Source organism: Thermococcus sp. LS2, assembly GCF_012027375.1.
In the GTDB taxonomy this organism is placed as follows: domain Archaea; phylum Methanobacteriota_B; class Thermococci; order Thermococcales; family Thermococcaceae; genus Thermococcus_B.
On the sequence record NZ_SNUI01000001.1, the window covers coordinates 349,180 to 361,389 of the forward strand.

General features: G+C 41.1%; 10 protein-coding genes. 2 read left to right on the forward strand and 8 right to left on the reverse strand.

The window, feature by feature from the left end:
• Positions 1 to 34: 34 nt before the first annotated feature.
• From E3E24_RS01830 to E3E24_RS01840, 3 genes are all read right to left on the reverse strand, one after another.
• Entirely contained in the window at positions 35 to 1,411 is a 1,377-nt protein-coding gene (locus E3E24_RS01830) for an MFS transporter (RefSeq protein WP_167886387.1), read from the reverse strand.
• A complete protein-coding gene (locus E3E24_RS01835; protein ID WP_167886388.1) occupies positions 1,408 to 3,936 on the reverse strand; it encodes a PEP/pyruvate-binding domain-containing protein in 2,529 nt (842 codons plus the stop codon). The genes E3E24_RS01830 and E3E24_RS01835 overlap by 4 nt, the downstream gene beginning before the upstream one ends.
• A gap of 140 nt (positions 3,937 to 4,076) precedes the next feature.
• A complete protein-coding gene (locus E3E24_RS01840; protein WP_167886389.1) occupies positions 4,077 to 4,313 on the reverse strand; it encodes a hypothetical protein in 237 nt (78 codons plus the stop codon).
• A 149-nt stretch (positions 4,314 to 4,462) separates the two neighbouring features.
• Here E3E24_RS01840 and E3E24_RS01845 point away from each other — a divergent pair, with 149 nt between their 5' ends.
• Positions 4,463 to 5,722: a tyrosine-type recombinase/integrase gene (locus E3E24_RS01845; protein ID WP_167915548.1), complete on the forward strand. Its 1,260-nt coding sequence runs from the start codon at positions 4,463 to 4,465 to the stop codon at positions 5,720 to 5,722.
• 124 nt (positions 5,723 to 5,846) lie between these two features.
• On the opposite strand, the gene E3E24_RS01850 is transcribed toward E3E24_RS01845, so the two are convergent.
• Positions 5,847 to 6,932 (reverse strand): hypothetical protein, encoded by a 1,086-nt coding sequence (locus E3E24_RS01850; protein WP_167915549.1) that lies wholly within the window; start codon positions 6,930 to 6,932, stop codon positions 5,847 to 5,849.
• 705 nt (positions 6,933 to 7,637) lie between these two features.
• Positions 7,638 to 7,958, reverse strand: a complete 321-nt coding sequence (locus E3E24_RS01855; RefSeq protein WP_167915550.1) for a hypothetical protein — start codon at positions 7,956 to 7,958, stop codon at positions 7,638 to 7,640.
• Positions 7,959 to 8,082: 124 nt separating this feature from the next.
• Here E3E24_RS01855 and E3E24_RS01860 point away from each other — a divergent pair, with 124 nt between their 5' ends.
• Positions 8,083 to 8,478: a hypothetical protein gene (locus E3E24_RS01860; protein ID WP_167915551.1), complete on the forward strand. Its 396-nt coding sequence runs from the start codon at positions 8,083 to 8,085 to the stop codon at positions 8,476 to 8,478.
• Between the two features lie 180 nt (positions 8,479 to 8,658).
• Here the strand turns inward: E3E24_RS01860 and E3E24_RS01865 are convergent, their stop codons facing one another.
• From E3E24_RS01865 to E3E24_RS01875, 3 genes are all read right to left on the reverse strand, one after another.
• Positions 8,659 to 8,808, reverse strand: a complete 150-nt coding sequence (locus E3E24_RS01865; RefSeq protein ID WP_167915552.1) for a hypothetical protein — start codon at positions 8,806 to 8,808, stop codon at positions 8,659 to 8,661.
• Between the two features lie 108 nt (positions 8,809 to 8,916).
• Positions 8,917 to 11,775, reverse strand: a complete 2,859-nt coding sequence (locus tag E3E24_RS01870) for a helicase-related protein (protein WP_167915553.1) — start codon at positions 11,773 to 11,775, stop codon at positions 8,917 to 8,919.
• The gene (locus tag E3E24_RS01875; RefSeq protein ID WP_167915554.1) at positions 11,768 to 12,205 is read right to left on the reverse strand and encodes a hypothetical protein; all 438 of its coding nucleotides are present in this window, start codon (positions 12,203 to 12,205) and stop codon (positions 11,768 to 11,770) included. The genes E3E24_RS01870 and E3E24_RS01875 overlap by 8 nt, the downstream gene beginning before the upstream one ends.
• Positions 12,206 to 12,210 lie beyond the last annotated feature (5 nt).

Consider the following 12,210-nt stretch of genomic DNA (forward strand, 5'->3'; position numbering starts at 1 on the left):
TTGCATAAGCAAAAAATAAACGCAGAGAGTTCTTTTAATCCTTTAGAACTTCTTCTGCAAAAAATATCGGGATCAGCACTATCAGAAACATCGCAATCACTATTGAGAAGTTAACATAGTATGCTGTTGGGGAGGGAACAGTATCAGCACGGTATATCGTGAGAATCACTCCGCCCACAGGAGGAGCTATGGAAGAGCCAATGTTTCTAAAAGTGGTAAAAAGGGCCGTTGTTAATCCCAGCCTCTCCCGGGGAGCGGAGAACGTTAACAGGTTAATTAGAGACACGTTCAGGAGAGCCATTCCCATAGAACCCACACTCATAAATCCTAGCACATACATAACTCCATCATAGAGGTGGAGAACGGCCAGCGAGTATCCCAACACTGCCGTTAAGATTCCAAAAACGGAGAGGGTTTTTGCCCCCACCCGGAGTATAACGCGACCTGCTATAGGAGCGGTTACCAGATATGTTAAAACAAGAGGTGTCATATAAAGGCCAGCCTTGAACACGGGAAGCCCGTATCCATGGGGTTTGGGCATCTGTAGCAAATACGTCAGAGTCAGCGAGTTTATCTGAAATGCAAATGCCACGACAAAAGTCGCAAAGACAGCGGCCTTAACATTCCTGTTAAAGATCTCTCGAGGAATAAAAGGATGCTCAGTTTTGGCCTCATGGAAAAGGAATGCAAAAAGGGAAATGACGGAGAACATTATCAGAAAGATAACCTTTTCAGATGTCCATCCCCACTGAGGACCTTTTGATAAGGCTATCAAGAAGGACACCAGAAAGATTGCGAAAAGAGCTATTCCTGCCAAGTCTATCCTCTTATCATGCTGGATGAACTTGCTTTCCCGTACGTATAGAGCGATTAATACAACCAGTAGGATAGCAAAAGGAGCAACCGTGTGGAAAGTGGTCCTCCACCCGTAGTTTTGTGCAATCCATGCCCCTACCGGAAACGCAATTATGATTCCGACCCCATTCATGGCGGAGATGAGCCCTTGAGCCATAGGTGCAAGCCGCCGGGGGAACTGCTCTCGGACTAAAGAGTAAGCGAGGGGCAACATGGCCATGCCCACGCCTTGTACGGCCCTTGAGAGAAGCAACGCTCTAAAGGTGGGAGCGTACCCATTAAGTATCAGGGCGAGTGTGTAAAGAGAAAGGGCCGTTAAGAGGAGCTTCTTTTTCCCGTACATATCACCCAAGGTACCAAAGATCAGCGCACAAATTGTCCCTGTGATTAAATAGGCCGTGAGGATCCACGACACATCGGCCTGCGTTATGTTAAATTCCCGCTGGATATAAGGTAAGCTCGGTATTAACATTGCCTCAGTATAAAGAACAAGGAGGGATGCAAGACTGAGGAGAGGGGTGACTCTCCAGGCGTATTTGACATCGTAGTCCGTCATTTGCTCACCTCCTCTCGCTCGGTCTCAACGGAGAAAACCAACCCCCTGTTGCCGTCAACCCGGATGTACTGCCCGTCCTTGAGCACTTTTGTAGCTATTCCCGTCCCCATAACTGCAGGAATGCCGTACTCGCGTGCGACAATTGCGGCGTGGGACAATGGCCCACCGGTATCAACCACCACCGCCACTGCCAGCCGGAAGAGGGGTGTCCAGGCTGGAGTTGTGTAAGGTGCAACTAGCACATCTCCAGGCCGGAGCTTGTGGAACTCCGAGCTGTCTCTGATTATACGGGCATAACCTTCTGCCACTCCTGGACTGCCAGGTATGCCAACCAGCAGGGCCCTCTGTGCATCCTCAGAGTTATCTTGGACGTACAACAACCGCGGGTCTATGAAGGGCTTGTCCTTTAGGCTCGCCCATTTTTCCTTCCTCCGAGACACGAGAGCACGGAGTTTCTCTGCAGTATCTTCTGAGAGTGGCCACTTCTTTATCTGCTCTATTTCACTTAGCTTTAGGTAGAAGATGTCCTGAGGAACCTCCAGTACTCCGGCATCTACTAGGCGTTTGCCCATTGTCAATAGAGCGCGTCTTAGTATCGGTATTGGCATCATAGCGTAAAAGCGCCCGTCCTCACGGAGTCTGTGGAGCTGACGCGCTTCTTCAAGAACGCTCAGAAACATGGAGCGGAAAAGCCGTAAACGCAACAGTGGATGAGCTAGTACTTGATCGAGGGCCTCTCTAAATCTCGCGCAAGAGTTTCCATGTTCCAACTTCGAGATGGCGAGACTTTTGACTATTCCAAGAACAACCTCCGGCTCCTCCTTCCACGTCCCATGGGAAATCAACGCCGAGCCCCTGGCTTCACGATGTCCGTATTTTTCGAGGAATGCCTCGAATTCGGATAGGAATTTTTGACCTGCTGGTGTTTTTTCAAGAACAGAAATCAGCTGTTTCGGCTCATATGTACGGAAGAGCTCTATGAGTTCAGGATTTTTCCTTACTATCTCTGCGAGCTTCTCCAGTTCAGCATTTGCCTCGGTAACTTTTGTGTTAATGCACGTGAAGAGGAGGGTTGAGAGCAGTTGCCTGCGCCTAAGCATCCTCAGTGAGAGAGCTATTATCCCAGCAGATATCAATGCTCTGGGGAGATACCGTTTACGTATTTCACCCGCCAGAGACGGTATTGAGAGTGCCTCGTGCACCGTATCAAGAAGCTCCTCCCACGTGCTTCCTTCCAGATCGCGCTTTTTCAGTGAATCAACATGGGCTTGAATCTCGGAGAGGAGCGGGTCGGATTCCCATTTTGCTGAGTCGTACCGTAAAGCTAACCATATCAGCCGGAAGGGTGCCAGCAACACCCCCAATGAGGGACGTATGGAGAAGTCAGGACGAACTTTCACAGGTATACCGTCTTCCTCCACGAAGATCTGTTCCAAAGCGGGCACTTTGATGCCGAAATAACGTGCAATCTTGCCTACTGCATTGGAGAAAATGGTCTCAATCCATGCCAAGTCCAGCGGATAGGGCCTCTCCGGGATTATCTCTGCCAGCGTCCTTATGAGCATCCTGTTGAGTTTACCCACTTTCGGCAGAGGTTCGGGGAGTGTAGTGATGGGACGTGCTTGGAGGATGAATATTTTCCCGTTGGCCAATGCCCACTCAATGTCCTGCGGCCTGCCAAAATAGCTCTGGATTTTAACGCCGAGGTCTGCGAGCTTTTTTAAAATATCGTCCGACACAACCGGTTGAGTGACATTCGATGTTTTGATCTCTTCAACTCCCCCCTCAGCCTTGGGCTTGACAACAACTTCTCTCCGACCAAGACGTCTCTCCACAATGCGCCAGCCAAAACGGGTTTTGCGGAGGACGTAGTGATCGGGTGTTACCAAACCAGATACAACGGCTTCACCAAGCCCAACGTTCACATTTATGACTACTTCATCTCGTGCCCCCGTGATAGGGTTAGCTGTGAACATAACACCCGAGGCCTCAGCTGGTACCATGCGTTGAACTACAACGGCCATTTTTGCCATTCTGTGGTCTATTCCCATCTTCTCACGGTATGTTATTGCACGATCGTCCCATAGAGAAACCCAGCAACGGCGTACGGCCTCTATAACAGCATCGGCACCGACTACGTTAAGAAAAGTCTCATGCTGTCCCGCAAATGCAGCATGAGGCATGTCTTCAGCCGTCGCACTCGAACGCACGGCAACAGGACCAGACCCCATAGTTTGATAGGCAACACGAATAGCTTGTGCCACCTCTTCAGGTATTGGGGCGCTTAGGAATGCTTTTCTAATGGCCTCACCATCAACGGGTCTCTCTTTCAGGGCGCGCTCAATGACCTCGTCCAGATGGTTCTTTGATACAAAAAGATCATAGGCAAGAGTCGTCACAACGAAACCCGGCGGAACTGGAAAACCTGAAGCCAACAGCTCGCCAAGGGTAGCGGCCTTGCCGCCGACGAGAGTGATATCTTTTCTGCTAATCTCTTGTAGATTCAGGACATAACGCTTGTTCATACAGCAACCCCCAACGAGAACGTGAAAGAAGTTCGAGATATAAAATTTGTGTAACTAGGGTAGTTACAGTTTTTAGCCTCAAGCAAATTAAGAACTACAGCAGGAAATCAGCTAATTCTAAGGCTCCTAAACTGAGAGTTTTAAGATGCTAAAGAGAGGCATATCTTTTCATCACCCGTTAGGATAGTTGTTACCCTCTTGTAGTTCTTAATGTGCTTCTCTGTGAGATGGGGTTTTAATGGGAGTCTAAGGAACGCTATGAAAAAGTATCGTGGGCGTTTTGCCCACGTAGTTAGAGTAACGTGAGTAACGCCATTTAGTCGGAGAGCAGTGAACAAACCAAAATACCACTGTGAAGTCTTCTTGTCCATAGCCATCGCAATTAACTCGTAGACACTCGGCTGGGAATCTGAGAGAAATTCTTCAAGTGTTTTAACATAATAAACGCCACGGAAAATTCCGATGATGCAACCTTGGTACTGACGATAATTAAGCCATTGTCAAATTTTATGTGAGGTGGTTCTGTGTGTTGCATATACGTAATGGCAATACGTATTCTGTACAGAAGTGTACAGCAAAGAAGGTAACACTGTCTGTTCGTGCCGATTTAGTGGAATTAGCGAAGCAAAATGGCGTTAATATGACAAAACTGTTTGAGGAAGTGTTAGAAGAAAGATTAAAGTCTGGAGCCCGGGTTAATGGTAGCCCCGCGGGGATTCGAACCCCGGTCGCGGGATCCAAAGCCCTCCCGAAATCGCTTCTTTTAGCGAATAAAGACACAAAAGAGCTTATTTCAGAAGAGCTACAAGAAAGCCCCACTCGCCAATTCCCAGCCTTAGGACACTTATTTCATGAACGTAACAAGCAAGCCTACTACCGTAACTACCTTCAAGTTTCAAATCCGAACCAATACTACGCAATATCTCCAGAACACATCGAAATGCTCTTCTTAGAGTTTGAGACTAAAGGCGTTTCCCATAATCACAAAAAGAGCGTTGAATACATCATAACCAACTTTATCAAAAATGCAACGAAAAAACATAATGGCTACTACATCTTTACACTAAATGACCTCAAGAAATACCTACATACATTACGGCAAAGATATTCCCCTTCTGCATATCGCCGACACGTCACTTACATTAAAAAGCTACTCAGAGTAGCTGGAATTGATCTTGTCAATGTAATAAAGACACCACAAGAGGTTAACATCGACATGACAATAGTAACTGTGGATGATATTAGGCACTTTATTCAGCTATTGGAGGGACTCTATCTAAGCAACCGCTTCGAGGAACAGAAGTACGACCAAATGCTTGTAGCAATGTTGTTAATGGCAACTAGTGGAATGAGAGTTAGTGAACTCGCTAGAGTGCCTTTAAAAGACATGGACATAGAAAATAGACGAATTTATCTCAACACAAGCATGACAAAAACTAAACAAGCAAGAGTCACGTTTTTCACGAAGGAAGTGCAAGAGCTTCTGCAACATTACATAGACACCTACAATCCACCACTTGCTGATCCAATAGCAACAGTTCCTCAACTGCAACGCCCCTTCCGCAAAAAAAGTCCACTTAGAAACCAGAAACTCCGGCCAAAACACATGCGGAAATTCTTCGCTCAGGAATGGGATCGACGGAACGGAAATGCGACTATCAAAAAGATGCTGATGGGTCATTCAATAAGATACGATATCAATGCACTGCATTACTCGCATCACACAATTGAAGAAATACAAGAAATCTATGATAAGGTCTTTGGTAATCTACGATTCCTAGGATAAACTTTTCCTTTCTTTTTGTTTTTGTTGTTTAGGTATCGGTTCCAGAACTTTCTGGTGAGTTTGGAATATTCCTAGAAAACCTAGCAAGAAGAATTCTCAACAAAAAAGAGATAAGAAAGCTAACTTACTCTTCTTTTACGATTGTGAATGTTTCGAACACATCTCGCATGAAGTCAACTGTTTGTTGTACTGCCCTTTCTTCATCCCTAAGCCAGCTGTAATTAAATTTTAACACTTCCACTGCATTGAGTAGGAGTTGAAGATTTGATGCCATGTCCAAGTACAGTGAATCGTATTCATGTAGAATCTTCCAGTTAACAAGTTCAAAGTCATTCTCCATTTTAGCATCATACCTGGCGTTAATGCGATAAAATTCGGCACTCACATTATCAGTGTAATTCACCACCTCATCCATTTTTAGCTTCATAACCCGCTCTCTAACCCAAGTAGGGTCAATCGTAAAATACCTAACATGTTTTAACGCTCCCTCAAGCCTCAAAAACAATTCATCCGGAATATCTCTTATCCCGGGTACATTTATAAACTCAAACTTCACAGGTTTGAACAAGCCTACCCCCGGTCTCTGAGGCTGTGTTATTCTAACTGGAACAAACCTGAACAGTAAATCCGAAGGAGCAATTCGCGAGATCGGGACGACTTTGTAATTATCAAACCGCTCCAACGTTTCCTTCCCCCACGCATGCCGATATTGCTGCTCAATAACCTTAGTCCTCTCCTTAACACTCCTCACGACCTCATAGAGATTTTTTAGATGCAAATCTTGAACTACAACAGGCTCTCCAATCCTGCCAAAGACTGCCTGAATCAAAGACGTTTTTCCAACTCCCTGACTACCAAAAACCAGCAGTCTAAACCGTGTAAATCTTGCATACATTAGTGCAATTGCCACAATTTCATGAGTTGAGAGCCGCCAACCAAAACTTCTCAACTTCTTGAAGACTTCAAACTTCAAATCATAATAACTTTTAACATCACTCAAATCAACTGTAACAACATTAGCACGCACTATCTTGTATGTCAAAGGATTTTCCGAAACTAACTCTACAGCTCCCGTTTTAACCAATTCTTCAAGCGCCATTGTTAACGTCCTGCCACTCTTATTGACAGCCTTCATAATTTCATTCCTAGTGGCAACGTCTACTTGGGCAAGATACTCTAAAATTTTGAACTTAAGTTCAGCTGACGCCACATCTCACACCACCACTGTAACCAAAAATAAGTTGAGAAATTAAATCTAGCTTTTTGCATACTGCTTGAAACCAACGACACTAACTCTTTTATTATTCCCGCACTCCATTATCATTGGTGTTTTTGGCAAGAAAAGGCTTTGGCACAGTTTGGTATGCTTTAGAAAGCCTTGGCACCTTTTTCTCCCCCAATCTATTATTAAAACTAAATACAAAAAGGAAAGGAAAATTTTAATCTATCTAAAAACTGAATTTAGAATTTTAAGAACTTTTTATGTATTTGAGCTTAGGTTTTATTTAAAACATGTATTTTTTTATTATGCAGACCAAAGACACCAAGCGCTCTGATTTCTAAATTCCCGAAATTCTTGATACCAAACCCGTACCAGACGATAATTCTCCCCATACATCCAGAAATGGCATTTAAACTATCCTAATTTAAGCAAAACTCTGTCAATAATCTTTTTCAAAAAACAGACAGTTTAATGGTTATTCTAAGTTTTACTGGTTTAACTTTCCTTGAAATTTTAAAATAAAAGTTTGGTAGGGAGAATTTATCATTAAGACGTAGCTACATCGAGAACAGCTCCCACGTGCAATTTAATTCACAAATGACAAACACATTCACAAATAGACACTCACTTCCAATGCTGAAATAGAAAAAGCAAATATTAAATGCAACAATTCAATGAAAAAATTAAAGAAAATCAGAGAAGGTCAGCACTTGAAAAGAGTTTAACAGCAACAAGCTGTCTAACGTCACTAGAATAAACTTCAATCCAATCCTTCCTATTTTCATCCATCAAGAATAGTAAACGGGCTTCATCACTAAATTTTCTCTCAATCAGTAGCATCTCAAAGAACTGGATAATTACTTCAGCGAATTCATCGTTAACTCTTTTTAGCTTTCTCCTCTTCACAATGTCCCTCAGCTCCTCTCGTGTGCAACCTTTGACCCTAAGCCGCTCCAAAGTTACATCAAATTCAAAGACGATGAAGTACTCGAACGACGTTGTTTCTCCCCCCATCTTCAGAATCTCAACAAAAGAGAATAAATTTAGCTAAACCCCATTAAACAATATTTAATACACACCACACTAAACTTTCAAACAGTGCCTATTTGTGCCTTCATTTTTTCTTGGAGGGATTCATATGAAAGAACTTCTAACATACATTGAATTGAAGAGCAAAGAAGAGAAAGAGAAAGCATTAGAATTCATGAAAAAAATTACTTCCACAAAAAATGAGGAAAAGAGAAGGTATGAGGTCGAGATGGCTTATCATTGTGGAAAACTCTTGGCTTATGCCGAAATTAGTAAGATAATAAATCAGGACAAAACTGCAAAAGATGAACTGAGAAGACTCATCGATAAAATTGCAGATGAAGTAATTATTAAAAAGAAACTCGAAATGCTCAGGAAAATTTCAAAGAACCCGGCACTTAAAGGTGACTTGGGATCATTTGAAGAAGGAGTGGAAGAATTCAAGCTTGAGCTTTTCAAAGCTCTTAATCTGCTAGATGATGTGACAATCATTGAAATAACGTGATGCTCTATGCCTCTGATTTTTATTTTTAAACCACCACATACAAAGTTTTTAGTGCCACACTAAATATCAACACATAACCAACACACCATTTCCCACCATTATTCCAAAAATACTCCTTTTTACTCCGAGGATTGATTTAGCCAAGAGTAACACAGCCTTAATTAATCAATTTTCGCATTTTCATGCTGTTTTTATTTCTAAGCCCAACCCAAAAACAGCACTCTCATGCCCCCTTTTTACATATGAAATTATTTTCAAACTTTTAAGGAAAACTATTGTGGTCAAGATACGTGCATTGTCTTTAAAGCTTGATGTTACAAATTGCCTCAAATTGAGCTCTCAGAAAGCTCCTTTTTAAAATCTTCTAAAATACGTCTGTATTGTATTCAAACCTAGATGTTAAAGAAAAGAAAAATTCATCATGGATTAACTTAACAACTAACCAACATAAAGTACATATCGTTTTTTCGTTTTAATGTCTAAAGTTTCCAATGGATTTCTGAATCTAAAGAGCATGGGTTCCTTTCCAATATTTACAACCAAATAAAGCCAATAGTTAGGAGCATGGTCTTCGGCGAATTTATGCTCGGCTTCTGTAAGTTCGGCCCATAAAGAAAACCCCTTATGCCCCTTGACTTCAATGTATCTGACTTCACCAGTGACTAAATCTTTACTTAAAATGTCATAGTGTTCTTCTAAAGACACATTTTTCACAAGCCATTTGCTTGGGTCATTTCCATATTTCCTAATGTATCTCTGTTTTTCATACTCGATAGCTATTCTCATTGCTTCTTTTTCTATCTTAAGTATCTCTTCTGTTGGAGAATTTCTTTCCCATTTTTCCTCTTCACTTTCCACTTCTCTAATGTATTTAAACATGGCTATCTCTTCAACTGTTGTCTTATCAAAGTCTAATGGAAAGAACACTTGTCCAGCCTTTAAGGGTTTACGGAATCGCTCTTCATATTTTTCCCATTTAAAGGAGATTTCTTGAAGTAATTTCCTTGTGGTGCTTTTTATTTTACCAATATCTCTAAATTTTTCAATGCTTGTTTGGTTAGTTTCTTCAACACTCTCATATGGGACAGCTGTTAGTATTTGTGTACTCATCTCTTTAAGAGCTTCGAGGAGTTTGAGCCCATAGAGAATGTCTCCCTTCTTGTCAATAGCTACAGGAATTTCAATCAGTGTTTGGGAGGAATTCTTTAGTTTTACTAAGTAGATTCTCCTAAGTGTTTCTTCCCCCGTTACAAAAAGAATCATTTTGCTTCCAATGTCCGTATTGCCTTTTAATAGTAGGGCATTAAGCTCCTTCCATAGATTTATTGCTTTTTTATTGCCCCCATAGATGAATAACGAAAGCCATTCTTGAAGCTCTTTCTCAACTTGTTTTCTAGAAAGATAATCTGAGCCAAGATATTTTGAAAGTTCACTTCTGATTTTCTCCCCCTTAATAACTGGAAACACACTTTTGGCTCTTAATCTTGCAGAGAGTTGGTTTATCATTGCTAATAACTCCCTAACATAAATACCAAGATTGCCCTTTATTGATTCCAAAACAAGCGTGTATTCGTTAATTTTCTTCCTTTTCTTTGGATCGAGATTTAGCAACCCTAAATCGGCTCTCCATAAGTTTTCTGCACTTGCAATGTAGACCTTACTGCCTATGAGTTGGGGGGGATTAGTCATGGCTTTGTCAATGTTCATTAACTTATGATAAAGGTTCTCTAATACATCTCTATCCATTTTATTTGATAGAAATACGGTGTACACATAAGATTCTTTTTTCTGACCTAAACGCCATATTCTTCCCATTCTCTGTTCGAGCTTGATTGGGCTCCATGGAGCTTCATAATTTATCAAGACATTTGCAACTTGGAGATTCAGACCTTCTCCAGCAACATCTGTCGCTATCAATATCTTTGCACCATTCTCTTGTTCGAATCTCTCTTTGATATTATGAACATCCCCTTTATTTTTGCCAGAAATTGTTACAATATCCGTTTCATTGATCCCCAGATATTTGGGGAGATTGTTTTTGAGATATTCTAAAGTGTCCAGGTATTCTGTGAAAATTACAATTTTCTCTCCTCTGTCAAGATGATACTTGACAAGTTTTGCTACGTTTTTTATTTTGCTGTCTTTTTCCTGAGCTTTTCTTGCTAACTCCAAGATTCCTCTCAATCTCTCTATTTGTCTCGATGTCAAAATATCGGCGTAAGCTTCAACTATTTTGTTCAGCTCCTCATCAATTTCATCTGCTTCAATTTCTAATTCGTCATAACCAAGAGCAAATATTTTCTGTAAGATGTCTTCTACTTTTTTTGGATGTTCTTTTCCTTTGCTTTTTGATATCATCCTGTTGAGTGTCTGAATTGAGGCATAATAACTTGAACTTGCTCTCTTTCTTAGGATAACAGCAAGCAAAGATAGTGGAATATTATCAGAGGCAATCATCTCTGTTAGAATCTTTTGAAGTTCTGAGAAGTACTCTTTTTCAACATCGCTAATATCAACTATGAAGGAATGAACATGACACTTCTTGAATATTTCCTCCCCTTCAGCTTGGTTTACTATCCCCTTGGTTCTTCTGAATACAAGTGTTTCATGTGTTACCCTGTAAAACTTTGGAGCATCCAATGCATCGTAATTCTCGGTAAGTGTTGGGTCTAAGTATCTAAGTCTGTTTAGATAGTCTTTGTAGTCTCCTCTATGAGGAGTCGCAGAAAGCAGAATTATGTTTCTATGTTTATTGCTGGTTAATCTTCTCAATAAATAGTCTCTTTGTGTGCCAAGCGTTGCATTGTGGGCTTCGTCCACTATTATTAAATCCCAGCCAACAGAATCAATAATATCTGGATATCTCTTAGCTAAATCAATTGACATTATGTAGTAATATGCCTTGTCTACTCCACTTTTGAAAAATGTGTTCTTTAACTGAGAGCCACTTGAGACAATCCAAGGCATGCCTCCAACTCTTTTAACTTCAGAGACCCATTGTTCGATAAGGATTTTTGGGGTTAATATTAGGACCTTTCTAATACCATCTTGAAGTTCGAGATACTTTGCTATTGCAAGGGCTTCTATGGTTTTCCCCAATCCAATTTCATCAGCTATCAGTACTCTAATTGGTCTAACAGTCATTAGATGCAGAAGCAAATCAGCTTGATGTAAGAATGGGATTATCTTTTGTTTTGAGATAGGATTTGTAATTGCAAAAAAGAATGCAATAGGATTACTCCTAATGATTCTGTTTGCTAAATAAACTTTAAATTCACTTTCAAAACCTCTAATCACAGTAAATCACCCTAAAACACTTTGATATTCTCCTAACTCGTTTTCTTCCTCCCGCCCAATAGGCATTCCTAAAAGTTGAAGCCCAATATCTAAGAGCCAAAATCGGCAACTCCATAACTGTTCTTTCAATTTCCCTACGCTCAGTTTCAGACTTCACAAATTGTGAAACCATGGCATAGACAAAAAGTCTTAAGTAGTTCTCGTCATTTTCTCCCTCTAGGACTTTTCCTTTGATATTAAAGCCAAGCTTTCTTGCAAAATCAAGAAATTCTGGAAGAAATACTCTTGCTTTTCCTTCAATCTTTCCTTTGACATATTTGTTCTCCCCTTCAATAGGTAAAAAAGGAATAAACTCAGCCAATTTCTGCTCCTTTTCAAATAGCAGTTTCATAGGTTTGATGTACTTTAATTTTATCAGATATTTCGTCATTTATC